This window comes from Marinomonas sp. AWM4_232 (assembly GCF_056158325.1).
Map to the genome: position 1 here is coordinate 1,166,689 of NZ_JBSWTA010000001.1, position 26,068 is coordinate 1,192,756.

At 46.9% G+C, this 26,068-nt stretch carries 20 protein-coding genes; 11 read left to right on the forward strand and 9 right to left on the reverse strand.

The genetic code is table 11. From position 1 onward, the window contains the following. Positions 1–2 precede the first annotated feature (2 nt). From ACXAC1_RS05505 to ACXAC1_RS05535, 7 genes are read left to right on the forward strand one after another with little or no spacing between them, the layout of a single operon-like run. The gene (locus ACXAC1_RS05505) at positions 3–2,297 is read left to right on the forward strand and encodes an MMPL family transporter (RefSeq protein ID WP_475059667.1); all 2,295 of its coding nucleotides are present in this window, start codon (positions 3–5) and stop codon (positions 2,295–2,297) included. Further along, on the forward strand, positions 2,290–3,528 hold the full coding sequence (locus tag ACXAC1_RS05510; RefSeq protein WP_475059669.1) for an NAD(P)/FAD-dependent oxidoreductase: 1,239 nt from the start codon (positions 2,290–2,292) through the stop codon (positions 3,526–3,528). Before ACXAC1_RS05505 ends, ACXAC1_RS05510 begins: the two co-directional genes overlap by 8 nt. Beyond that, positions 3,516–4,073, forward strand: a complete 558-nt coding sequence (locus ACXAC1_RS05515) for a DUF3261 domain-containing protein (RefSeq protein ID WP_475059671.1) — start codon at positions 3,516–3,518, stop codon at positions 4,071–4,073. The genes ACXAC1_RS05510 and ACXAC1_RS05515 overlap by 13 nt, the downstream gene beginning before the upstream one ends. Further along, positions 4,070–5,236: a beta-ketoacyl-[acyl-carrier-protein] synthase family protein gene (locus ACXAC1_RS05520; protein WP_475059673.1), complete on the forward strand. Its 1,167-nt coding sequence runs from the start codon at positions 4,070–4,072 to the stop codon at positions 5,234–5,236. The genes ACXAC1_RS05515 and ACXAC1_RS05520 overlap by 4 nt, the downstream gene beginning before the upstream one ends. Then, positions 5,236–5,679 (forward strand): hotdog family protein, encoded by a 444-nt coding sequence (locus ACXAC1_RS05525; RefSeq protein ID WP_475059676.1) that lies wholly within the window; start codon positions 5,236–5,238, stop codon positions 5,677–5,679. Before ACXAC1_RS05520 ends, ACXAC1_RS05525 begins: the two co-directional genes overlap by 1 nt. 1 nt (position 5,680) lies before the next feature. Further along, the gene (gene fabG / locus ACXAC1_RS05530) at positions 5,681–6,406 is read left to right on the forward strand and encodes a 3-oxoacyl-ACP reductase FabG (protein ID WP_475059678.1); all 726 of its coding nucleotides are present in this window, start codon (positions 5,681–5,683) and stop codon (positions 6,404–6,406) included. Next, positions 6,406–7,629: a beta-ketoacyl-ACP synthase gene (locus ACXAC1_RS05535; RefSeq protein ID WP_475059680.1), complete on the forward strand. Its 1,224-nt coding sequence runs from the start codon at positions 6,406–6,408 to the stop codon at positions 7,627–7,629. Before fabG ends, ACXAC1_RS05535 begins: the two co-directional genes overlap by 1 nt. Before the next feature lie 61 nt (positions 7,630–7,690). Here ACXAC1_RS05535 and ACXAC1_RS05540 read toward each other — a convergent pair whose 3' ends face one another. Next, on the reverse strand, positions 7,691–8,344 hold the full coding sequence (locus ACXAC1_RS05540) for a glutathione S-transferase family protein (RefSeq protein WP_475059683.1): 654 nt from the start codon (positions 8,342–8,344) through the stop codon (positions 7,691–7,693). Positions 8,345–8,460: 116 nt separating this feature from the next. Here ACXAC1_RS05540 and ACXAC1_RS05545 point away from each other — a divergent pair, with 116 nt between their 5' ends. After that, positions 8,461–9,339, forward strand: coding sequence for a LysR family transcriptional regulator (locus ACXAC1_RS05545; protein WP_475059685.1), 879 nt, complete (start codon positions 8,461–8,463; stop codon positions 9,337–9,339). Here the strand turns inward: ACXAC1_RS05545 and ACXAC1_RS05550 are convergent. After that, the gene (locus ACXAC1_RS05550; RefSeq protein ID WP_475059687.1) at positions 9,305–10,204 is read right to left on the reverse strand and encodes a LysR family transcriptional regulator; all 900 of its coding nucleotides are present in this window, start codon (positions 10,202–10,204) and stop codon (positions 9,305–9,307) included. The two genes, ACXAC1_RS05545 and ACXAC1_RS05550, sit on opposite strands and share 35 nt — an antisense overlap. 111 nt (positions 10,205–10,315) lie before the next feature. Between ACXAC1_RS05550 and ACXAC1_RS05555 the strand changes: the two genes are divergently transcribed. Both ACXAC1_RS05555 and ACXAC1_RS05560 read left to right on the forward strand, forming a co-directional pair. Continuing rightward, on the forward strand, positions 10,316–11,041 hold the full coding sequence (locus ACXAC1_RS05555; protein ID WP_475059689.1) for a sulfite exporter TauE/SafE family protein: 726 nt from the start codon (positions 10,316–10,318) through the stop codon (positions 11,039–11,041). A 347-nt stretch (positions 11,042–11,388) separates the two neighbouring features. Continuing rightward, positions 11,389–13,281, forward strand: a complete 1,893-nt coding sequence (locus tag ACXAC1_RS05560) for a hypothetical protein (RefSeq protein ID WP_475059692.1) — start codon at positions 11,389–11,391, stop codon at positions 13,279–13,281. Positions 13,282–13,336: 55 nt separating this feature from the next. Here the strand turns inward: ACXAC1_RS05560 and rarD are convergent, their stop codons facing one another. From rarD to ACXAC1_RS05580, 4 genes are all read right to left on the reverse strand, one after another. Then, positions 13,337–14,239 carry an EamA family transporter RarD gene (rarD, locus tag ACXAC1_RS05565; protein ID WP_475059694.1) on the reverse strand — a complete coding sequence of 301 codons (903 nt, stop codon included), beginning with the start codon at positions 14,237–14,239 and terminating at the stop codon, positions 13,337–13,339. A 117-nt stretch (positions 14,240–14,356) separates the two neighbouring features. Next, positions 14,357–16,708 carry an ATP-binding protein gene (locus ACXAC1_RS05570; RefSeq protein WP_475059697.1) on the reverse strand — a complete coding sequence of 784 codons (2,352 nt, stop codon included), beginning with the start codon at positions 16,706–16,708 and terminating at the stop codon, positions 14,357–14,359. Then, positions 16,709–17,545: a substrate-binding periplasmic protein gene (locus tag ACXAC1_RS05575; RefSeq protein ID WP_475059699.1), complete on the reverse strand. Its 837-nt coding sequence runs from the start codon at positions 17,543–17,545 to the stop codon at positions 16,709–16,711. Continuing rightward, positions 17,542–18,273, reverse strand: coding sequence for a response regulator (locus ACXAC1_RS05580; protein ID WP_475059701.1), 732 nt, complete (start codon positions 18,271–18,273; stop codon positions 17,542–17,544). The genes ACXAC1_RS05575 and ACXAC1_RS05580 overlap by 4 nt, the downstream gene beginning before the upstream one ends. A 730-nt stretch (positions 18,274–19,003) precedes the next feature. Here ACXAC1_RS05580 and nhaC point away from each other — a divergent pair. Beyond that, entirely contained in the window at positions 19,004–20,524 is a 1,521-nt protein-coding gene (nhaC, locus tag ACXAC1_RS05585) for a Na+/H+ antiporter NhaC (RefSeq protein ID WP_475059704.1), read from the forward strand. 93 nt (positions 20,525–20,617) lie between these two features. Here the strand turns inward: nhaC and ACXAC1_RS05590 are convergent, their stop codons facing one another. From ACXAC1_RS05590 to ACXAC1_RS05600, 3 genes are all read right to left on the reverse strand, one after another. Further along, positions 20,618–21,934 carry a Na+/H+ antiporter NhaC family protein gene (locus ACXAC1_RS05590; protein WP_475059706.1) on the reverse strand — a complete coding sequence of 439 codons (1,317 nt, stop codon included), beginning with the start codon at positions 21,932–21,934 and terminating at the stop codon, positions 20,618–20,620. A 226-nt stretch (positions 21,935–22,160) separates the two neighbouring features. After that, positions 22,161–24,497, reverse strand: coding sequence for a glucose/quinate/shikimate family membrane-bound PQQ-dependent dehydrogenase (locus ACXAC1_RS05595; RefSeq protein ID WP_475059709.1), 2,337 nt, complete (start codon positions 24,495–24,497; stop codon positions 22,161–22,163). A gap of 238 nt (positions 24,498–24,735) precedes the next feature. After that, positions 24,736–26,055: a hypothetical protein gene (locus tag ACXAC1_RS05600; RefSeq protein WP_475059711.1), complete on the reverse strand. Its 1,320-nt coding sequence runs from the start codon at positions 26,053–26,055 to the stop codon at positions 24,736–24,738. Positions 26,056–26,068: the final 13 nt, after the last annotated feature.

Below are 26,068 nucleotides of genomic sequence, written 5' to 3' on the forward strand. Positions count from 1 at the left end.
CCATGCGTAAAGCGGTAGCGTTTATTTGGTTAACGATTGTAGTCGGAGTGTGCTCTTTTGCATGGCATAAAGGGCCAAGCTTTGAATCGAGTATTATGGCACTCTTACCTCAGTCCGAACAAAGCCCTTACAGCGCGGCGGCTATGCAGTCTCAGTCTGATGCCATGGGGCAATTATTGACGTTAATGATTCTGCACCCTGAAGTCGAGAAAGCGCGTACAGCAACCCTTAATATTCAGTCTATTTTAGCGGACTCACCTATACTGCTTGAGCAATCTCCTGAGCATTTACAGCAGCAGTCTCTCAACCCTAAATTCCGTTTTAGCGTACTCAGCGATCAAGTGAAGCGACGACTTGAAAACGGTCAATGGCAACAACAATCTGATATCGCTCTAGGACAATTATTTAATCCCGTTGCCAGCGCACCGGTTGATTTAAAAGCCGACCCTTTTGGCCTTTATGGCAGCTTTTTGCAAGACAGTGTTCTCAGTAGCAACATAAAAACTCAGCAAGGCTTATTCCGACTATCATCTACACCTCAACCGGCTTTTGTTTTATTTTATCGTTTATCAGAAAATGCATTTTCATTGTCCACACAAAGTCAATTAGCGCCACTACTTCAACAGGTGAAAGACTATGCCTCAGCTAATCAAGTAACCGTAAAAATGTCGGGGGTAGTGATTCATGCAAGCTATGGAGCTAACCAAGCAAAACAAGAAATTTCGAGCATTGGCGTTGGCTCTGTTCTTGGCATTGTATTACTGATTTTAGCTGCCTTCCGTAGTCTAAAACCGCTGTTCTATACCTTAGTGCCTATTAGTGTCGGAGCCATGGTCGCTCTGGCAATCACAACGCTGATATTTCCTAGTGTACACTTGATCACTTTTGCCTTTGGCGCAGGTCTCGTTGGCGTCGCTGTAGACTACTCAATGCATTATGTCTGTGCCCAATCGGGGCAAACAGAGAACCGTTTAACTAAGTCACTATTTGTCAGTCTATTGCTAGGCTTAATTTCAAGTGTATTAGCTTACGCAGGCCTCGCTTTAACACCATTCCCCGGGCTTCGCCAAATTGCCTTGTTTGCTAGCATAGGTCTCGTTGCCTCATGGTTAACCGTTCTATTCTGGCTGCCGCTGGTCTCCAATCTGTCTAACATGCGGTTACATCCATCAATTATTGATATGTGCCAGCGCCTTACGCCTGTTTACTCTTCAAAGCGACATCTGCAAGCAGTCTTCGCTGCTACCACTCTTTCAGTTATTGGCAGCGTATTTATTTACTGCTCTTCCGCTAAAGATGACTTAGATACGCTTCAGACTTCTCCTATTCAGTTACTTAATGAAGACCGAACTGTTCAACAAGCAATGGGGAATGGCTACCAGAGCACCTTCCTATTAATCACGGCGACGGGGATTGAAGCGCTACTACAAAGAGAGGAGCAGGTTCGCTTAACTTTGGATCGTCTGCGCTTTGAAGGTGATCTCGGTAATTACCTCAGTATCAGTCAATCATTGCCCTCTCAAGCACAACAGCACCGTAACATCACGTTAGTTAGCGAATTGTATCGAATTCAGTTAGCCCCATTTATGAATAAAATTGGTGCATCGGCTCTCATCAAACAGGAAGCGCAGCAGTCCTTTAATCAGAATCACACAATCTTGACCCTCTCTGAATGGCAAACCTCCCCATTAGGGCACATGTTAAGTAGCCAATTGATTCGACATAAAGACGGTCATATTTCCAGCGTTATACGTATCCAAGGCAAGTTCAGCCAAGCCGCCAAGAGCCAACTACAAGAGCTTGCCTCGCATACAAACTTAGTCGAGTATATTGACCCTATAGCAGATATTAGCGATACCCTTGCACGTTATCGGACACAGCTCACTATGTGTCTTGTGATCGCTTATCTCGTTGTCTCAAGCGTCTTATTGCTGCGCTATCGTAAGCAGCTCTGGCAAATTATTTTGCCCCCGTTAAGCGCCTCTATCATGGCATTCGCCCTCGCGACTCTACTCAATGGTGGCTACAACTTGTTTAACATCGTTGCCCTCATGTTGGTGTTTGGTATCGGTCTGGATATGGGTATTTTTATCAAAGAATCCCACGGCAGTGCTCATACTTGGATCGCGGTCTCCCTTTCAACGCTTACCAGCTTATTGGCGTTTGGCTTACTTGTATTAAGCGAAACGCCTGTGCTGTATCACTTCGGTGTTATTGTTTTACCTGGATTACTTTTTGTGTGGCTGCTAACCCCCTTTATTCAGCCCATTTCTTATGGAGAAAGTCGAAATGCATAGCGCAAACGGAAGTTTTGATGTGGTGATTATTGGCGCGGGCCCGTCTGGCGCCGTCGCAGCCGCCAATCTAACGCGCCGCGGTCATAATGTTTTAGTGCTGGAAAAACAGTTTTTTCCACGCTTTTCAATTGGAGAAAGCCTGCTACCGCAAAGTATGGAGTTTTTACAACAAGCAGGCATGTTACAAGCCGTGATTGAAGCAGGGTTTCAATTCAAAAATGGAGCTGCTTTTGCCAAAAAAGAACAATATGACTTCTTCGACTTCCGTGAAAAATTCTCGTCAGGCTGGGGAACGACATATCAAGTTCAACGCGCGCAATTTGATAAAATTCTTGCCGACTGTGCAGCGAAAGAGGGAGCAAAAATTCGCTATGGACACACCGTCGAATCCTATACAGAGTTAGATGAAAACACCGTCCAACTCCACGTGACTGACGATCAAAACAACGAATACGATGTCACCACTAAATTTGTGCTAGATGCCAGTGGCTTTGGTCGAGTCCTACCCAAGCTGTTAAATCTAGAGAAAGCATCCTCTCTATCAACCCGGGTCTCTTTGTTTACTCATGTTGAGGATCGCATTGGCTTAAAAGACTTTGACCGCAATAAAATCCTGATTTCTGTACACCCTGAAAACAGCGAAATTTGGTATTGGCTAATTCCATTTAGCAACGGTCGTGCCTCAGTTGGCGTCGTTCTGCCGCGTTCGGTTTACGAACAGCATCAAGACCAAGAAGACGACCAGATACTGAAGCACTTCATAAAGCAAACAGGTAAAATGTGCGAGAGCTTAACAGAAGCTCAATTTGATACCGCCGTAGGGAAGCTGGCCGGCTACTCGTCTGATGTTACCCAAATGTCAGGGAAGCATTTTGCTCTTCTCGGGAACGCTGGGGAGTTTCTAGATCCAGTATTTTCATCTGGCGTCACCATTGCTCTTAAATCCGCATCCCTCGCCTCAACCGTCTTAGACAAACAATTACGTGGCCAACAAGTAGATTGGCCAAACGAATACGAACAGCCGCTAAAGTTGGGGATCAACACATTCCGAACCTTCGTGGAGGGTTGGTATGATGGAAGCTTGCAGAGCGTCATTTTTACAGAACAGAAAAGCCCAGCTATCAAAGAAATGATCAGCTCCGTTTTAGCCGGCTACGCTTGGGATACGGATAACCCATACGTAAAAACACCAAAACGTCTTCATGTGTTAGCTCAGCTATGTCAAAAGTAATGAAACTATTCAACTTAGTTGTTCTCTGTTTGACGATCAGTGCGTGCAGTCTCTTTCCTAGGGAGCAGCACCAGGCACCTACTCCAGTTCTGCTGGCGCCATCGACTGAGTTAGCCCCTCAGATTTTAAAACAACATCTGACCTTAACCACCTCACAGCAGAACAACAGTTTTATTGCGATACTGCGGATCACTCACAAACAAATCAACATGGTTGCGCTGACTTTAGCTGGACAGCCATTTCTGAATCAGTCATTTGATGGGCAGCATTGGCAAAGTCAAAATTTATCAGGACAAGAGCTGCCCGAAAAGGAAATATTCAGCATGATGCAATTTGCACTATGGCCCGAAATATCACTGCAAGAAGGTTATCTTGCAGAGAATGGCTGGACGTTGCTTTTTCAAGATAACAAACGCATAGGGTATTATTATGGCATCCCATATTTTGTCGTAACGAAATCCGCAAACAACACGGTCATAGAACACAAAATGGGGAACTATCAAGTCGCCATCAACACTTTTGAAACGGAGCCATTGCGCGAATGAAACAATGCTATCTAAATGCTATGGGTATGCTGAGCGCTCTAGGTGATGGACAACAAGCGACCCTAGAGAATTTACACCAAAGACAAACAGAGCTTTGCCTAAGTAACGCTTATCATAACGGCGAGCCACTGCCACTTGGTATGATTCAACAACGACTACCAGAGCTGCCCTTACAAGATGCAAAGTGGCAAAGTCGTAACAATCAAGTCACTTGGCATATTGCCCAACAGTTCCAATCAGAGATTGAAAGCGCAATCGAGATGTTTGGCGCTGACAGAATTGGCGTTGTGATCGGCACATCTACTTCAGGTATTGCTGAAAGTGAAGCACATATGCGCACGCTCGTAGAAGAAGGTTCACTGCCCGATGCGTATCATTACCGCCTCCAAGAGATGGGCGCCCCTGCAGACTTTCTCGCGCAAGCATTTGGGTTAACCGGTCCGTCTTTCGGCATCTCAACGGCATGTTCTTCTGGAGCTAAAGCGCTTGCATCGGCTCGCCGCCTGATTCGATCAGGAGTATGTGATGCCGTTATTGCCGGTGGCGTCGACACCATGTGTCGTTTAACCGTACAAGGGTTTTCATCTCTAGAAGCGGTGAGTGCAAAGCCATGTAATCCATTCAGTACTAACCGCGATGGTATTAATATCGGTGAAGGCGGTGCGCTTTTTCTCGTGACAGCCGAACCCAGTGACATTGCTTTATCCGGTATTGGGGAAAGCTCAGATGCCCACCATATTTCAGCCCCTGATCCATCTGGACAAGGAGCCATTCGAAGTATGTCTTGCGCTCTGGTTGATGCCGGTATTCAAGCCGATGCAGTGGGTTACATTAATTTGCATGGTACGGCTACGCCGCTAAATGACCAAATGGAATCTATCGCTGTCAATGCCCTGTTCCCATCAAGCACACTTTGCAGCTCAACTAAACCTTTTACGGGCCATACATTAGGTGCTGCAGGAGCTTTAGAAGCGGCTATCTGCATGCTATCGCTGCAACATAACTTTCAGCCAGTGCATATTTGGGATGGTATACCTGATCCAGAGCTACCCGCCCTAAGTTTTGTGCCAGCGGCCTCAGAGCAGATTACAAAATACGCGCTCAGTAATTCCTTTGCCTTTGGTGGCAATAACATTTCTCTTATTTTAGAACGGATTTCCTAATGCAAACATACAGCGTTGAGGAGCTAGTACCTCATTCAGGACGCATGAGTCTACTTAGCCGCATTATTCAAGTCGAGGGCGACACCTTAGTCGCCGAGGTGGACATAAACGAACACGCTACTTTTGCGGAGCCTAATGGCGTACCCGCTTGGGTCGGTTTAGAATACCTTGCTCAGGCAATAGGCGCTTACGCGGGTTATCAAGAGCGTACTCAAGGTGGAGAGCCCAAAATTGGCTTTTTATTGGGCACACGCAAGTACAGCAGTGATTGTGAGTATTTTCCGCTTGGCACAACGCTAACCCTAAAAGTGACACGCAACATGCAAGCGGAAAATGGCCTAAGTGCTTTTGATGGCGAGCTATTTGCCGCAGATATTAACGCCAGCGCTCGACTGAATGTCTTTCAACCAGATGACGCCGCACAGTTTTTAAAGGAAGCATAACGTGAGTAATACTGTTTTAGTGACAGGCTCAAGCCGAGGTATCGGTAAAGCCATCGCCCTTCGACTAGCAAAAGATGGCTACGATATCGTGCTGCATTGTCGCAGCAACGTAACGGAAGCAGAGCAAGTGGCAGAGCAAATCAAAACCATGGGACGAAACACCCGCGTGCTGCAATTTGATATCAGTGACCGAGCGCTAGCTTGCCAAACTCTTGAGCAGGACATGGAAGATCATGGCGCTTATTATGGTGTTGTTTGCAATGCTGGTATTGCTCGTGACAATGCCTTCCCGGCCATTCCGGGTCATGAGTGGGACGAAGTATTACGTACCAATCTAGATGGCTTTTACAATGTTCTACACCCGGTCTCGATGCCTATGATTCGCCGTCGTAAACCTGGACGTATTGTAACCCTGTCTTCTGTTTCAGGAGAAATGGGGAACCGCGGACAAGTCAACTACAGTGCAGCCAAGGCAGGTATTATTGGTGCAACCAAAGCCTTAGCAGTAGAGTTGGCAAAGCGTAAGATCACCGTAAACTGTGTAGCACCTGGCTTTATTGAAACAGATATGACTGATGACCTTTTGGTCGATGAAGCACTAAAAATGATCCCCATGCAACGCGCTGGTTCCCCTGACGAAGTAGCGGGCACAGTAAGCTTTTTAATGTCCGAAGATGCGGCCTACATCACACGCCAAGTCATCTCTGTAAACGGCGGTATGTTCTAATGAAACGAGTAGTAGTAACAGGCATGGCTGGCCTTTCTCCAATTGGCAACGACTGGCCAACAGTAGAACGCAATCTGAGAACTCAAAAAACGGGTATCGTGCACATGCAAGACTGGGAAAAATACGATGGTCTTAATACACGTCTCGCAGGACCTGTCATGGAGTTCACGATGCCAAAGCACTACACACGCAAACACTTACGTAGCATGGGACGTGTAGCACAGATGGCGGTTTACAGTACAGAGCTTGCCTTAGAAGATGCGGGATTGCTTGACTCAGAATTACTTGGTAGTGGCAAAATGGGCGTTGCATTTGGCTCCTCAGCAGGTGATACCCGTTCGTTTATTGACTTTGGCAACATGTTGACCAATAACTCGGCAGATGGTCTCAATGCTAACTCGTACATAAAAATGATGGCGCATACGGCACCAGTAAACATTGGTGTGTATTTCGGACTAAAAGGGCGAGTATTAACCACTTCAAGCGCGTGTACATCTGGTAGCCAAGGTATTGGTCTTGCTTACGAAGCCATAAAATACGGCATGCAAACAGCCATGGTGGCAGGCGGTTGCGAAGGACTTTGTGCTACTGAAGCTGCTGTATTTGACACACTTTATGCGACCAGCACAAAAAATGACACACCTGAGCTGACGCCTCGCCCATTTGACCGTGACCGCGATGGCCTAGTTATCGGAGAAGGCAGTGGTACTTTAATACTTGAAGAATACGAACACGCTAAAGCACGTGGAGCAAAAGTCTACGCAGAGATTGTCGGCTTTGGCACCAACTCTGATGGCAGCCATGTAACCCAACCCAATGCGGATACCATGGCAGAAGCCATTCGAATGGCGCTAGCCGATGCTCAACTAGACAACTCTCAAATTGGCTATATCAACGCTCATGGCACAGCGACAGATCGTGGTGATATCGCAGAAACAAATGCTACTGAGGCGGTTATGGGCTCAAACATTCCGATCAGCTCCATGAAAAGCTATACCGGTCATACCTTAGGCGCTTGTGGTGCATTAGAAGCGTGGTGGTCCATTGAGATGATGCGCAACAATTGGTTTTGTCCAACCGTTAACCTTGATCATGTCGATGAAGCTTGTGGCAAACTGGACTACATTATGCACGAAGGTCGTTCAATCGAGACCGATTACATTATGAGTAATAATTTTGCCTTCGGCGGAATCAACACCTCGTTGATCATTAAACGTTACTAGGAGTAACCCTAAAAGCCTCATAAGCACCTGTTTATGAGGCTGACTGAAGGTGTAGCGCTAGTTAAACCGGCTCGCCGGCTTCATCTTCTTCGACGATATCGGTTTCAGTCAAAGCATCCGCTAACCACTCTTGCATCGCAGGGTGGTTAAGCATCGCTTGATGGTAGTCTTTAGCGACACCTTCTAACTCAATGCCGTAGGTGACGAAGCGAAAGGCAACCGGTGCAAAAAACGCGTCGGCCAAGCTAAACTCGCCGAACAAATACGGCCCTTGGTCTTGATGCTGCGATCTCAGCTTTTCCCATAGGTGGCTGATGTTTTCGAGATCTTGCTGTGCTCTTTGGGACAGTTCGATTTTGCGCTTCGCACGACAATTCATCGGCATTTCATTGCGCAGGGCGCTGTAACCACTGTGCATTTCAGCAACCACTGAACGGGCTAATGCGCGTTTTTTCGGCTCAGCAGGCCAGCCTTTTCCTGATAAATAGGTCTCATTGACGTACTCCGCAATCGCCAAGGAATCCCATACACTCAAATCACCATCGACCAATACTGGCACCTTCTGCACAGGACTATACAAAGATAAGGTGTTGTAAAAGTCTTCTGTGAAAAGCGACAGCTTGATTTCCTCAAATGGGACGCCGAATGCTTTCAGCGCGAGCCAACCGCGTAGGGACCATGACGAATAGTTTTTGTTGGCAATGATCAGTTTCATGTGGGCAATTCCTTAGCAAGTGGTATGAAGAGATTTGATTGTGCGCCCTTGCTATTCATTTGACTAACGAATAGTTTTAATGAATTACTTTCGTTTTTCTAATGAGTGGACAGCCCATGGATATTGATGCATTACGCAGTTTTGTCGCCTTTGTCGATACTGGCAGCTTCACACGAGCCGCCATGCAAACCTACCGTTCGCAAAGTGCGATCAGTATGCAGATGAAAAAGCTCGAAGAAGAAACCGGACAAGCGTTATTTTCTAAAAGTGGCCGAAATGTCGCTTTAACAGAGCGGGGCCAAGAGCTGGTAAGTTATGCACGACGCATCTTATCACTACACGATGAAGCCATTAGCCACTTCAAACATTCTGTGCAGCATCGACCTTTGATTGTTGGCTGTCCTGATGATTACGCAGAGTCTGTACTGCCTGACGTAGTGGCTCTGATTCGTCAGAAGCTTCCACAACAAACTATAAAAGTGGTCTGCGACTGTAGTACACAGCTACGTTTGATGATGGACCAAGGCAAAGTCGACGTCGCCATTTTAACGCGCGCACCCGATGCCGAAGAAGGCTATTTGTTAAAGCATGACAAAGGTGTCTGGGTGCATGGTGGCCAAGACATGAATGTGACACCACTGCCATTGGTATTGTATGAACCCGATTGTAAATTTCACAGTGCTGCCATTGATGGCATGGAGAAACAAGCTCGCGCCTACACCTTAATGGCCAGTTCCTCCAGTGCAACCGCAATCAAGAGCATTTTGAAACGCGGCATTGGAATCAGCGCCATGGCCGTCTCAAGTGTCTCTGATGGCTTAACAACTCTCCAAGATCACACATTGCCCCCCTTGCCTGCGGTGGATATTGTCTTGTCAGTGGCACCAGTTCCTCATCCTGCCTTTGGCGCTCATCTGGCAGCCATCATCAGTACGGTATTTCAGCAAGAAGACCTCGCTTCTAAGACTCCAGAGAAGGTTTTAGCGCCGCTTTAACAAAACGCCAAAACACATTGGCTTCGTGACTAAGCGTTTGGTTGCGTAAACGAATCATAAATACGGGAAACTGGCTGTGGGAACTGAAGTTCTCGACATCCATACGCACCAGACGCCCTTCTTCTAAAGAATCTTTGATCATGTAGTTAGGCATACGCGCCCAACCCATACCTGCTTGAATCAAGGTCTTTTTCGCTTGGAAATCGTTCACATGCCAGCGCTTCCCTGTTGGCAGAACAAAGCGATGTTCTTGATCTTCCGCTGTTCGACTGACCAGGATCTGGGGTAACGAGTAGAGCGCTTGTTGCTTCACCTTCTGGGCACCTGCTTGAAGCTCGGGCAGTAATTCAGGATGAACAACACAGGTCATTTCCAATTTTCCCACTTCGACAAAAATATGTCGATCATCAAGGCCATAGCTTGGTCCGATAGCAATGTCTGACTTGCCTTTAATGAGATGTTCTTGCACGCCGTTTAAGTGGTCGGTCGTCAGCTCAAGGGCGATATTAGGGTGAGCCTCTTCGAAGTCCTTTAATATCTGTACAATAGGCTCGGTCAAACTCATTTGACTGATACAAAGCCTGAGTGGCTGTTGCTCTTCCCCTTGGGCGAGGTGATGTCCTAAATGCTCAAGTTGATTTACCTGCAACAACAGCTTCTTACTTTGTTTGAAAAATGCGTTACCTTGAGCCGTCAGAGTTGGGCGATAGCTGTCACGATCCAACAGCACAATACCATACTGTTCTTCCAACGCTTTGACGGCGGCACTGACACTGGGCTGCGTTTTATGAATGGCCTCCGCCGCAGCACGAAAGCTACCACTTTCTACTACAGCGATAAACGCTCTTAGCTGATCCAATTTCATGATTGACTTTTCCTTTCATGATAATCAAAAAATGAAATTATTTTTATTTCATTATTGGCGCTATTCTATAGCCAATCAAGTAACACTTTCGAATCAACAAGGAGGACCATTGTGACAACCGCATTAGTGGTGATGTTTATCGCTGGTTTAATCACCGGCTTCTCTAAATTCTCTGTCGGCGGCATGGGGCTGCTGGTACTGCCAATCGTCATGATTGCCTTTCCGGGACCTGAATCACTTGGGGTGCTGTTACCGCTTTATATCATTACCGACATCATGGCCGTTTACAGTTATCGCAAACATATTTCTTGGCCTGTTCTGGCACGCTTTTTACCCTTAGGTTTCTTGGGCGTGTTTGTCGGAGCGCAACTGTTATCAGGTATTAATGCCGATCAGTTCGTCGCTTTGCTGGGTGGCATCATCATTGCCATGATTGCACTGGGCTTATATCTGGATGCACGTCCGGCAACCTTTATGCAAAAACCAATTGCCGCCTACTCTATGGGCTTTGCTGGTGGTTTAGTCAGTATGATCGCCAATGCTGCGGGGCCGCTGTTCAGCTTATTTTTGCTCGAACAAAAGCTCAGTAAAGACAGCTACGTCAGCACCAGAGCTTGGGCTTTCTTCATTATCAACCTAGTGAAATTGCCCATGTATTTAAGCCTTGGCTTACTAACACAGGAAAGTCTTACCATCAGTGCCTACGCCATACCAGGGTTACTCGTTGGTGCCGTTATCGGCTATCACTTCTTGAAGCACGTTAAGCCAGCTCACTTTAAATGGTTGATTCGCATTATGTCGACCATCGCAGCGATGAAGTTAATGTTGTTTTCTTAAAGATTGTATCAAGCATTGCGGTGAGTAAAGTCGTAGTGCTTGCAATATCTATCCAACCCAAATCTATTTGAGAACAATTCTCAAGCTTAATAATTCAGCATAAAAGAGAAATAAGGCAGATCTAAAACCCTAAATAAGCATATAAATCATAAACTTAATAAACATAAGTTTAATAACAGTGGATTTACATTGACTCTTTTCATACGTAAATTTTTTAGATTCTAGCTTTTCCGAACCTTAACAATCACCTGACACCCTCTTGGAACAGAATCCTCTACCTTGGATGGCGTGCAAGCAAATAACTTAACGCTTAGCACTCTGAAACCAAACTTAGGACGGAGGTCTTCATGAAATCTGAAAAGCAATTTTCGAATCAGGGCAATGCTTTTGACACTATTACACAAGGTAATTTGAGTACACCGGAATCTTTACTCACTAACCTATATCAACAAAATCTTACTTCAGATGGCGTTGCCCAGATTCTTGATAGCTTACCGCCTGGTCAAATTGTGCGTTACTTTGCACAAAATGGACTGGAGGCATTATTCGAGCTACAGGAAGAAACGACCGAAGACAATTATGGTAGCAACGCGACCGCACTAGAGCTTGATACACCTCTAGAAGCAAGCATTAGCACTGGCATGGAAAATGACCTGTATTCAATCGAGCTAGAAGAAGGTGTTACATATACATTTGACATTACTAGCGGCGACCTTTCTTCTGCTTATCTTGTACTACGTGATGCAAACGGAGAGCGAATCGCTAGCGATCTTCAAGAAGATGACAGCACAACATTAAGCTTTACAGCCCCTGCGTCAGACACTTTTTACTTAGATCTCTCTGATCTTGAAGACGAGGCTTCGGGCACCTACAACATCAGTGTCACTAGTGAGGAACCACAAGACGGTTCTGACACAGATCCAGTGGATGAAACTGAGGAACCACAGGACGGCTCTGAAACGAATCCTGTAGACGAAAACGACGATAATTCAGAAGAAGATGGCTTGCCAGTCACTGATGAAGATACAGACCTAGAAGAAGACAATTCGACCAACCAAGACGGTTCCGAAGTAATCTCAGGCGAAGACAGCACATCTCAAGATGAAGTAGACGTAGAAGACGGCACTGATGTCATCGCTGATGAAGATACCGAAGCAGTAGACGACACAGAAACAGAAGAAAGCAGCGCTGACACTGAAGGCGATTCAGAATCACCTGTTGAAGACGACTCGACCAATCAAGATGGCTCTGACGTTATCGCTGGTGAAGAAGCTGATGCAGATAACTCTGAAACAGAAAATGGCACTGCTAACCAAGATGGTTCAGATGTCATCGCCGGTGAAAACTCTGAAGCAGAGGACAATACCGATACAGTAGAAGAAACAGTGGATCAAGATAACTCAGACACGGTCGTAGATGAAAACTCCGATACAGTGGTAGACAATGATGTGGAGACGGATCCGGCTGAGGAAACGGAAGTACCTCAAGATGGCGAAGCCGATAACGAAACCACTGCAGAAGACTTAGCTGCTGACAGTACGACAGCTGGCGCTCTAGCTGCTAATGCAGAAGTTGAGGGCACATTTGAACAAGCTAATGATTCTGATTGGTTCGCAATGGACCTAGAAGCTGGGACAGATTACACCATGACATTCTCTGCTGAGAATGCAGAAATCCCAGCACTAGTGCTACGTGATGCAGAAGGTCAGACGATCGAGAATAACTTCAATGTTACTGGCGACTCGGTCGAAATCAGCTTTACTGCAGAAGAGTCTGGCTCTTTCTTCCTTGATGCAACGGATTTGTCTGGTGGAGTGACTGGTGACTACACACTTGCACTAACCACAGCTGAAGACGACGCCATTGAGATTCCCGAGCTTGGGGAAGATGATATCTCTGCAGATATTCTGACGACCAGCCTTCTTGATGTAGGAAGCACAGTTGAGAGTACTCTTGACTTCGGCGGCGATGAAGACTGGTTCGCAACGTCTCTAGAAGCAGGAATGACTTACGACGTATCTCTAGAAAGCGATATGCTAGAATCCGGACAGCTATCGGTGATGGATAGTGAAGGCGAGCTTGAATTTGCCCTAGAGGAAGGAAATGAAAATGGCGTATTGTCATTTACTGCCGAAGAGTCAGGTACCTACTTTATCGCCGCATCTGACGCTAATCCTGATGCAACAGGTGACTACCTAATCGGTGTGCAGCAACAATCTGAGACAGACGTAATCGCTTAATTTTCAGACATTCAAACTGCTTTCCCACAAAAGCCAACACTATGTGTTGGCTTTTTTATGCAGCGGGCGCTACGACTTCTGGACGCTTTCGTAGCTTGTAAATCGAGTCAACAATTAAGATCACCAGAGCACTCCAAATTAGAGCAAAAGTAATCAGCTTCTCACTCGAAAAAGCTTCGCCATAAACAAAGACAGCCAAGATAAGCATACCGCTTGGGCCAATATACTGGAAAAAGCCAAGGGTAATTAAGCTCACACGATTCGCCGCAGCGGCAAATAACATCAAAGGCACCATCGTCACAGGTCCAGCTGCGACCAATAGCAAATTCATTGTCCAGTCATTATTCAGCATATTGCTCTGCGGATCTGATGACCACAGTAATTGCAATGCTGCCAATGGAAGCATTAACCCTGTTTCCAAAGCCATGCCAGTAAAACTGTCCACTGCTAGTTTTTTTCTTACTAAAGCATAGATTCCAAAACTCACAGCCAGCACTAAACTAATCCAGGGAAGACGACCAAATTGCGTAATTTCAAAGATAACGGCAACCACACACAAGGCGGCAGCCAGCTTGCGCGGACGATCTAGTTTATCCTGAAAAAAAACCATGCCAATAATGATACTGACCAAAGGATTGATATAGTAACCAAGGCTCGCACTCAGCATCTGGTTACTATTAATAGCGTAAATAAATGTTCCCCAGTTCACTGCAATTAGCGCCGTCGAGGCACAAAGAGCAAGAAGCTTTCGAGGAGAACGAATGACATTTATAAGTACATTTACTTTGCCCATTGCCGCAATCAGTAGCATCACGATAACGCATGACCAAATAACACGATGAGCCAGAATGTCTAGCGCTCCAATGTCAGATACGGCTTTGAAGTAAATCGGCGCGATCGCCCACCATACATACGCTGTAAGCCCGTAGAAAATACCCGTTTTTGTCGACTGATCCATAATGCATTCTTCTTATAGTATGTCTGGGCTACGCTACCCAGAGGACCATTGACTATAATCGCTTCCAGTCGACAAAAGCGTTACCCAAATCATCTTGCACGAAGTTTACACAAACGGTCAAGCTGAGTGAGATTCGAAGAGTTGCTGATAAGCCTCAGACGTGGCTTGATAAACCTGCAACAACGCGGTGATATCTTGCCCATAATCACGATTCGCCCCTTCGCTAGACAGCACTTCAATGGTTCGTAATGACTGAGCCACGGCTTGGGCGCCAACAGCGTCAGCATCCCCAGCCAAGCGATGGGCAATTTCCGCCAACTCGTAATGGTCCTTCTCAACGTTCATTTTTTGAAGCTCATCGATACCTTGATCCAGAGCGCGCTCAAAAGACTGCACGAGATGACTTAAACGCTGCTTACCCAGTGCCGTGAAGTGGGAGCGTATCAGTGCCATATCCAACAACTCATCCGTGGTATTTGAAACAGGCAACGTCATGGTCTCTGTCGTTTGTGCTCGCATCACCTGATGCAAGACATCGCGACTGAAAGGCTTAGGGATCACGGCCCAAATACCCGCATCATGGCACTTTTTGACATTACTTGGCTGGACATTGGCGGTTAATGCCACCATTGGAGTATGCACATTTAAACCAGCATCAGCGCGAACTCGTGCGGCCACCTCTAAGCCACTCATACCTGGCAGATGGATATCCATGAGGATTAAATCAAAGGACTCCTTTGCCGCCCAAGTCAGGGCTTCAGGGCCATCTTTCGCCAGCGCCACACTGTGGCCATCTTGCTTGAGTAATTCCATGGTGACGGCTTGGTTAATTGGCGTATCTTCAACCAAGAGTATCTTCATAGGTGCCAGAGGCTCTTCGTCACTGGAGGCTGTATGACCTGTCATCACAGGCAAGGCATCAATCTTGGCAAGCGGTACATAAAACCAAAAGACACTACCATGGCCAACACGGCTTTCCACACCAATTTCACCCTCTAACAAACGCACCAATTGCGCCGTAATAGCCAGCCCTAACCCTGTACCGCCAAAACGCCTTGTGATGCTGTCATCCGCCTGACTAAACCGCTCGAAAATATGCACCAAGTAGTCTTCAGGGATACCGATGCCAGTATCCTCAACTTCAAACAATACCCCTGCGGCATGCTCAGGGTCTTCATTAGCAGGCTGCACGTTGATAGTGACCTGTCCCCCTTCGGTAAACTTGATCGCATTGGACACCAAATTCGACAGAATCTGACGTACCGCGCCCGCGCCACCTTGGTAAAACTCGTCCAGTTCGTCACTGATGCGAATGTTTATCTGGGTTCCCTGCCGCTCTGCTTGAGCCGAAAACAGCAAGCAAGTGGAGTTGACTAACTCACCGATAGAAAATGGCAAGATTTCGGGGCTATACATGCCCTCTTCTAAGCGAGCGTAATCTAATAGGCCGTTGAGTATCTCCAACAGCGCTTCACCAGACTGATAAATGGCCGCCAGTTTTTCTTGGCTATCTTGTGGCTGCGAGGCACGTTGCAGCAATTCCACCATGCCCAAAATACCGTTCAGTGGTGTTTTAATTTCATGACTCATGGTGGCCAAAAACTGACTTTTGGCCACATTGGCTTCTTCTGCCGCTTCCTTCGCATGTTGTAGACGCTGGGTCCGACGCTGTACTTGCTCTTGCAGCTGATCTCGGTGGAAACGTAACTCTGCCTCGATGCGATCTTTCTGTTTGATATCCGCCAAAATCGCCTCGCGCATATCATTCATAGCACTGACCACCGCATCAATTTCATCGTCCTGCTCAAGTTTTGTTTTGTGAGGCAGGACTAATTTGAGCTTGAGATTCCCCGCGCCAATCGAGCGGGTATAACTGGACATGTATTCCAAGTGACGAGTCACCATAAAATGCACGATTAATAGCAAAACCAGTCCATTAATCAGCACTAGAATACTTTGGAACATGGCAATTTCGATTGCCGAACGCAGCAGGCGTGATTGAATCGCAGCCATGTCGTGATAAACCGTTAACTCTCCTAATAAGCGATCCGTTTGCTGCCCTTGACGATCAATATAATAAATCGCAAATGTCGTACCATAGTCAGAGGACGCTTGCGCTGGAGGATGCCCCACAACAATGTCGTCTTGCCAATCTTCAGAGTGCAAGGTCACCGCACTGACATTGGAGAAGTTCATAATGCCTTTAAGCTGCAGTAGCAGTTGCTCGCTGTCTAGGTCCCACAACCCTTTTCGAATCCCTTCAATATGAGAAGACGTGATGTAATCCGTTTGCTGCTGCATGGCCGCACGTTCTCGACGGTATTCGTTGTAAACCTGAATGCTGGTGGAAATCAGCGCCAGCAATAAGCTAAGAGACAAGAGTTTGATAAAGATGCGATAAGCGAGTGGGCGATTCTGCTTGTAGCGCACCAGGCGAGAAAACAAGGATAAACGAGGCGAGTTATTCATCTAAGGAGCGCCCTTTTGTTGACGTTGTTCCGACTCTAAATACAGTGCCTGCTGCCTTTGCAGGAGACTATTAATCAGCGCAGGAGATTTAAGCAGCTGCCGTAAGCGCTCATTAAGCTCTGGTAGCCAGTCATGCAATGGAGATCGATTGGACACCCCAACGTACCAGTAATCACTCACATCCGTTGCGGTATAGCCGATCTTGCCTTGTAGCCCTAAAGAGGCAATTTGCAATTGGCCCGACAGTTTCCCCATCGGCACAGCATCCAGTCGATTATCCGCCAGCTTTAGTAAGTTCTGATCTTGGGTTGAAACTTGCTCTAGCTCTGGGTAACGGCGCAACGCCTCATCCGGCCCATCGCCAAAGCTATCGCCCATCAGCACTCCTACTCGTAACCCAGATAAATCTTCCCAAGAGAAGAATGGTACGGGAGCATCAACGGGATAATACAAGTAGATGGATTCGGTAACGATAGGCGTTTCAAGAAAGCTCATATATGCCTGACGCGCTTCCGTTCGAAACCCTGAAATGATATCGACATTACCAAGCTCAACTTCTTTTAAACAGCGGCGCCAGTTACTGTTCTGTAGGTCATCCACTTTGACACCTAAGGGCTCTAGTAACGCTCTGATCACCGCAGCATTTACCCCCTGAACACGATCATCTGGGGCAATCCATGACACAGGAGGATACGCAGGGTTACCGCAAAGGCGCACCGACAAGCCTTGCAAGTCGGGACGAGTGGACGGCGTCACATCTGCCGCTAAGACATTCACCGTGACCGACATAAGCAGCCCAACAGCCGTGAATGCTGCTGAAGAAAGCCAGCGATTCATGGCATATCAGTCTGAGGCGAAGGGCTCAGCAAATACCCCACTCCATGGACGGTAATGATCAACGCAGGGCACTGAGGGTCTTCCGCCAACTTACGGCGTATCCTACCTATCAAAACATCAATCGTACGATCCGTCGCATTCCATGTGCGGTTTTTGATTCGATCCATCAATTGATCACGGGTCAGCGCCACCCCTTCGTTTTCCAGTAGAGCACTCAGTAACTGGAATTCCCCTTCCGTTAATTGGCTGATGCTTTTATCCGACTTAATGAGTACACGGCGTGCCGTATCTAGCTGCCAAGTCCCTACTGTACGAAGTACAGGCTCCTCCACAGGTTTGTGGAGACTGCGCTGTAGGTGAACACGACGGATTAAGTTTTTGCCACGGGCAAGGATTTCTCTAGGATTGAAGGGCTTACTGACGTATTCATCAGCGCCACATTCTAGGCCAATAATACGATCTATTTCGTCTTGCTTACCGGTCACTAAGATAATGCCAACCTCTGAGCGAGAACGCAGTTCGCGGGTCAGCGTTAAGCCATCCTTACCAGGTAAACGGATGTCTAGTAATACGAGGTCAAATTCATGCTCGCTGAGCAGCGTCTCAGCCGCTTCGGCAGTCTCTGCCGTAGACACAGAGTAGCCTTCCTCGGCGAAATAACTTTGTAGCATTTCTCGGGTCACGCTCGAGTCGTCAACCACGAGAATTTTAATGTCGGACATTAACATAGAATATGCACTTAAACGGTCAGAGGAGATAGGTTTTTATTATCGTTTCCCCTCTGTTAAAGAGGGGTTGATCGGACCACCTTTGAAAGAACTATACCAAGTCACTGCAAAAAACATAAGAGCCAAGCGCGGAAGAAAAAACCACGACTACATATAAACAAGATGTAAACACAAACAAGAAATATAAACAGCCATTTACACTTGTATCGAATATAATGACAGGATGCATCTGACTTTTAATATAATGGACCAAAGCAACCACATTCTTGTTAATCACTCAGCACGGTTAATCCAGTAAACATCCCATAGCGCACCAATGTCGTCTGTTAACGAGCCATTATTGTGCGTTTTAGTCCCGTAGCTCGGCCCATGTCATACCTAGGCTACAGACAACTCCGATAGACGGGCTCATTTACACAAATAAAAGTTTTATTCTGGTGCATTGCTTTTCAAAGACATCACTTTCTAAGTATGCCTTTTTTCACTATCAGCGTATTTATACGCATCATCTCATTCAAAAAAATCGTAAGGATCTCGTGCTTTTATTAAAAAACCGTACGAAAACCTGTCATAAAACAGTATTTTTGCCTTTCACATTGTTCATACAAGTTATTACGAGCTGTTTGCGAATTAAACAAATCTTCCTGCTAAAACGTTAGCTATAGAAAAGACGTCTTCTGTTCAGACGATTTTTCAAAATAAGACAAAACAAAAGAAACAGGAACATACTATGGCGACAAACTCTTCTCGTACGGCGAATATGCCAAGCCTCGGCTTAGCTCTTTTGCCCGTCATTCTTACCCTTGCTTTACTAGGCGTACAAATCTTCTACTTTGGTGATTTCACTCCGCATATTCCCTTAGCCATTGGCTTGGCGATTACGGCTCTGGTGGGGATCAAACAAGGACTGCGCTGGAAGGACATTGAGGAAGGCATCTTCCACGTTATTCACGTTTCCATGCCATCAGTCTCAGTATTGATTCTAGTCGGTATGATCGTTGGGGTTTGGATCGCTTCTGGTACAGTTCCAACCTTGATTTACTACGGACTTACCATTTTGTCGCCGCAGATTTTCCTAGCGGCTGCCATGATCCTTTGTTCTGTTGTATCGCTATCTTTGGGTACCTCTTGGGGAACCGTTGGTACAGTGGGTCTTGCGCTAATGGGTATTGGCGCCGGATTTGAAATCCCAATGTATTGGACAGCGGGTGCCGTTGTTTCGGGTGCATTCTTTGGCGATAAAGTATCTCCTCTTTCTGATACAACAAACCTTGCGCCAGCGGTTACTGGCACAGATGTGTTCTCGCATATCAAAAACATGATGCCGACAACGGTCCCATCCATGCTAATAGCTTTGGTGATCTACCTGATCGCAGGTTTCACGCTGATCGATAACAACAATGCATCTTTTGAGCGTATCAATGCTATCACTACATCTCTACAAAACAACTTTGAAATCTCTGCATGGTTACTACTTCCAGCTCTAGTGGTTATCGTCTTGGCCGTGAAACGCATGCCGCCGATCCCTTCTTTGTTCGCTGGTGTACTAACTGGTGCTGCGGTTGCCATGTTTACACAAGGCGCTGGCGTACACGATGTACTGACGTACGCAAACAGTGGTTACTCTATTCAAACCAGCTCAGATGCGATCAACAGCCTACTTAACCGTGGCGGTATCCAGTCTATGATGTGGACCATCTCATTGATCCTAATCGCTCTAGGCTTCGGTGGTGTACTTGAGAAAACACGTTGTCTTGAAGCGATCATCCGCGCCATCATGTCTAAAGTTGACTCATTCCGTGGCATCCAGTCTTCAGCAACACTTACATCGGTTGCTACAAACCTAGTCGCAGGCGACCCATACCTATCTATCGCACTACCAGGTCGTATGTACGCACCGGTTTACCGTGGCATGAAATACTCAACCTTAAACCTATCTCGCGCTATCGAAGAAGGCGGTACTTTAGTATCTCCTCTGGTTCCTTGGAACGCGGGCGGTGCATTTGTTATCGGCGCACTAGGTCTAAGCATCGGTAATGGTAACTTCGAAAACTTGTTGTACATCCCACTTGCCTTCGCATGTTGGATTTCACCAGTACTCGGCTTAATCTACGCTCAAATTGGTGTCTTCTCACCAAAAGCGACGCAAGAAGAGCAAGAGCGCTGGGAGAAACAAGGCGAAGCGATTGCCGACTACGCAACAGGGTCTGCAACCGACCGTAATGTTTCAGGTGCTTACACGGCAAAGTAAAACCTTCCTCCCTAAAGGCCTGTTTGTACACGCCTAAAAAAAGCGCCTCAGGATAACCTGAAGCGCTTTTTTGTTTTTCATATTATGACGTTGTTACACGCTGCGGTTTTTCGGCCAAGCTAAGACGATGGATAGCAAACCAACCACAGCGAGCACCCAGCTGTATTGTACGTGGCCGATCACTTCTAACGGCGAGACTTTAGCCATGGAAGAAGCCAATAGGATTTGGGCCCCATAAGGAATCAAGCCCTGAACAACACAAGCAAAAATATCCAGCAAGCTAGCACTGCGGCGTGGATCAACGTTGTAACGGCTGGCAATGTCTTTTGCGACCGAACCATTAATCAGAATAGATACAGTGTTATTTGCCGTACATAGGTTCGTTAGAGCGACTGAGGTGCTAATGCTGAACTCACCCGCTCGTTGAGAGCCATCTTTTGCGCCCAAGGCACCGCTGATACGTTCAATACTTTGAACGATCCAGTCCAAGCCACCTTGAGATTTCATCAGTGCACCTAAACCACCGATCAACAGGGATAGGATCATGATTTCTTGCATACCAGTGTAACCGGCATAAATATCTTTGGACCAATTCGCAACGCTGTAATCTGGCATAGTAGCTAAGCCAACGCCTCCGGCCAATACGATGCCAGCGAACAGCACCAACAGGACGTTAACACCTAAAATCGCTAGCACTAATACTGCCACATATGGCAACACTCGCCATAAATCGTAATCACCGACTTCGCTAAGATGCGCTTCAGAGCCTTGGAAATATAGCCAAATTAGTACCAGTATCGCAGCGGGCAGTGCGATCTTAAAGTTCATGCGGAACTTGTCACGCATGTCACAGCCCTGCGTACGAGTAGCGGCAATAGTGGTATCGGAAATAATCGACAGGTTATCACCAAACATTGCGCCACCGATCACGGCTCCAACGGTTGTCAATAAAGGCAGATCAGTTGCCTCTGCGACACCAATCGCAATGGGGGCAATCGCAGCGATGGTACCCATTGAGGTTCCCATCGACGTCGCAACAAAAGCGGTGATAATAAAGATGCCAGGTAAAATAAAGCTTGTGGGAATAATGCTTAAACCAAAGTTCACCGTTGCATCAACACCACCAATGGATTTCGCCACACTGGCAAAGGCACCGGCAAGCAAGTAAATCAGCACCATAGTGATGATGGTCTGATCTCCGACACCTTTCATAAAGGTATCAATACGCTTATTCAGTTCACCGCGACTTAGAAGAATCGCCATAACTAAGGCAGGCAGAATCGCCACTGGTGCTTGAATTTGGTAAAAGGCGAAGTCGACACCTTGGCTTTGATACCAAAGGCCGCTACCAACGAAAAGAACTAAAAAGAGAAGCAATGGCAATAATGCCAAAGGAGTGGGTTTCGTCATGATTACTGATGTTTCCAGCTTATATTTAATTGATTCGCAGCTTTTGGCCACTGTTAAGGCGGGCATAATAGAGAAACATTACTTGTATCTCCAATACTTAAATGGTCTTTCTAAAAGCAGTTTCGTTATAACTTAAAGTTTATTAGAACAAGAAAATAAAACAATTAAGTAATAAAAAGCTCGACATCTAAGCCGAGCTTCTCAAATGACTCATTAAACAAAACAATCACTTAGCAAGTTTGTAGGCGACAACATAGTCTCCAATAGTGGTGCCAATAGAGCCGTGACCGCCCGCTACCTGAACCACCATTTGCTCACCTTGACTGTTCATATAGGTCATCGGTGTGGCTTGTCCGCCTGCCGGAAGACGCGCTTGCCATAATTGGGTACCCGTTTTGACATCGTAAGCACGCAGGTAATTATCAACACTGGCTGCCATAAAGGCGACGCCACTGTCGGTGATAATCGGCCCACCAATGCCTGGTACACCCATTTTGATTGGTAGTTTCAACGGGGTTAGATCTTCGATAGTGCCGTTTTTATGCTGCCAAGCGGTTTTACCGGTTTGCAAATCAACACCGGCTACATAACCCCAAGGCGGTTGCTGACAAGGCACACCTAATGGCGATAAAAAGGGCCCCATTTCTACCGCGTAAGGAGCGCCTGCATTTTCGTTGACACCTTGCTCACCTTGGTTAGTCGCGCCAAGATCTTGACCACCTTTTGCCACCAACTTAGAGGTAAACGCTAGATAAAGCGGCATTCCAAACATGACTTGTCGTCTAGGGTCGACCGCTACACTGCCCCAGTTGAAGACCCCGAAGTTACCCGGAAAAATGATCGAACCGTTTTCAGAAGGTGGCGTGTAGCGTCCTTCGTAATCCAAACTGTTGAATTCGATGCGGCACAACATTTGATCGATTGGCGTCGCGCCCCACATTTTCGCTTCGGTCAGAGGCTCGGGTTTAAACGTTACAGCCGAAGTCGGTTGCGTTGGCGCAGTGAAGTCCCCAGGAATAGCACCTTGCGGAGCTGGTTCTTCCGTAATTGGGAAGATGGCTTCACCTGTTGCTCGATTCAGCACATAGACATCCCCTTGCTTGGTTGGTACAACCAACGCAGGTTCAACGCCTTTATCTGTGTTTAGATCCAACAGCACGGGCTGAGCAGGGGTATCCATATCCCAAAGGTCGTGATGCACAAATTGCTGTACCCACTCAACCTGACCCGTTTCAAGATCTAGCGCCACCACCGAGGTCGCGTATTTTTCTTCCGCTGGAGTTCGATACATCCCCAACTGATCCGGAGTACGGTTGCCCATCGGGAAATAAGCTAGACCCAATGCTTCATCGGCACTGGCCACAGACCAGCTATTCGGAGAGCTGACAGCATACGTTTCGCCTTCTCCAATCGGAGCCGTTTCGTCAGGGTTACCGGCGTCCCAATTCCACTGTAAGGTACCCGTTTTCGCATCGTAGGCACGAATGACACCCGATGGGGAATTAATATCGTAATTGTCATTCACTGACCCTGAGACGATGACATGACCACCCGCTACCAATGGGGGAGAAGTTGAGTAGTAATAACCTGATTGGGTATAAGGCATGTTATGCATCAAATCCAACACACCGTCGTCGGCAAAGTTTGCGCAACGAGCCCCCGTTTTAGGGTCAACGGCAATCAAACGCGCATCAGAGGTTGGCAAGAAAAGCTGTGCATCACATTGCATGCTTGCAAGCGTTTCTGCAGGTTGTGTAGCAGGTTCAACGATATTCGTTGCCGTATCATTTTCTGGTGCAAGGTAGGAAACCCCACGACAGGTTTGGTGTTGTCGCTGGCTATCAGCAGGCACTTTGGCGTCATAAACCCAAAGTTCTTTGCCTGTATCTGCGTTCAGTGCGATTAACCAGTTATGCGGCGTACAGATATATAGAGCATTACCAATCTTAAGAGGTGTTGCTTCGTAAGTGGTTTCACCGACATCATTCGGACCTTTCAGGTCACCGGTTTGATATTCCCAAGCCAGCTCAAGATCCGTCACATTTTCGGTTGTAATTTGATTGGCTGGAGAAAAGCGCTGGCCTAAGTTTGTACGCCCATAAGCCTGCCATTCGTCATCTTCCTGAAAACCAATGTCCGCCGACGGTGTCACTACTTTTTCAGCCATGGTGCCTTTCACGGCAGTAGGCTCATCCATTGCTAATGGGCTAAGAGTTACCACTGTACAAATGGCCCAAACAGGGAGTAACAATCGATTTACGGAAAGGCGATTGCGAGCAAATATCAACAACGGCAAGGCCAATACGAGCCATGCGCCCATGCGGCTTGCCAGAGGCCACCAACTTAGTCCCGACTCCCACAAGGCCCATATCAGTGTGCCTAACAACAAAGCCGCGTAGGAAATGTTGGCAAGTGTACGTCTCTTACGAAGTGTCATCGCAACGAGCAGAAACACCACACCTGCGATCAAATAGTAAAGGCTACCATCCAGCGCCAACAACCAAATACCGCCGACTGTTAACACAATACCGATTACAAAAAACAGCACTGTTAAAAGTAACATGGCAATTTAGTTCTCCCTGAAAATTAAGATTTTTGTTTAACAACTTCATTAGAGTTAAAACCATTTTCAGGAAAGTGGGAAGTGAATTGAGAATTATCCCCGATTGTTAGCATTTAGCTTAAAATGTGCATTAAGATTGACACCCAGTCATATGCTGATGAAAAATCCGCCTTGTACGTAGCAAATCAAAAATCGGATCACATTAAAAAATAAATTACATGTATAAACATATTAACCATCACAGCGGTAGCACACTGGAAAGAATCAACATCGCAACAGCGACCCAAAAAGACATCACCGCGCCATACCACCAGTTTGACTTCGCCAGCTGATAGTTATCCACTGCGTACTTACCGGATATAGAAAGGTTAATCCCTGACAACGGACTAATAGATGTCCCCACCGCCCAAGCGCAAAGTGAGACAAAAGCCAATAAAGTATTGTTCACATCATGGTAAGGCACCATCGAACTCATTAGGGAGATGCCAACGATCGGATGCAGTCCCAATAATGCAATGCCACAGATCGCGAGATAACACAGATAAGCTTCGAAGAAGCCAAATTGATCGAACAACGACCACCCTTCCCCTAGCCACCCTTTTAAAGCCAAGCCCACCGTCGTGGTTAAGAAACCTGCCGCCAGAAACAGGGACAATTCGTTCGCCATATTCGCTAAACGGATGTCGGCATGATTTTGCAAGCGTTGCTTGGTCTGACGAGGCCCGCCCCGTAACCATAACCAAAGGATCACCGACACCGGACTCAGGAGAGTTACGATCGATAAGATCGCCACATCAGGCAAAACATAGTAATGGAAGAACAGTACCAAGATGGCCAACACAACAGGAAACGTGAGCGACTGCAATGTCAGAGGAAACCCGACAAAACCAGTTAAAACGTCACGTCGTTTGAACTCCCACCAAGAAATGACGCAGGCCAAGACCGCGATTGGCAAGCCAATCATCGCCAAATGATGAAACTGCGCATTCGGAGCAACCGATAACGCTACTGCAACGGAAGCAAAGAACGGCGACCACCATCCGGCGCTGGTCAACGCACGAATCAGCACTGAGAATTGAGCAGACGACATCTGCGACGACAGTCGCTGTAACTTGTCACCGACCACAAACACAGCAGACATATTAATGACTGCTCCAAGCAACTGCACACTTGCCCAGGTGCTAAACACTCCACGGCTAGCCAAGACTGGTTTTTGAGATTTCAGCGTATCGGGCAATAAACCGAGGAATGAAACACCGGTCAGCATTGCCACAATCGCTAAATTACCTTCCAGTAAGTGTATGGCAGGAATGGATACATCAGTGGGCACAGCGACCAGCAACGCCACCGTCCCAACCGCAAGTAAAAAGCCGATTTGACGCTTATTACGAGGATTAATTTTCGCCCAAGAGGAGGCGCACACACACCAATACACCAACGCAGACACAACCGATAAGCCATCAAGTCCTGGAATCAGAGCCATCAAAAAGCACACACACCCTACGGCGACACCATAACCGGCGGTGCGTGCTGATATCTCCCATCCTTGGATGCTCATACTGTCTCGTTTC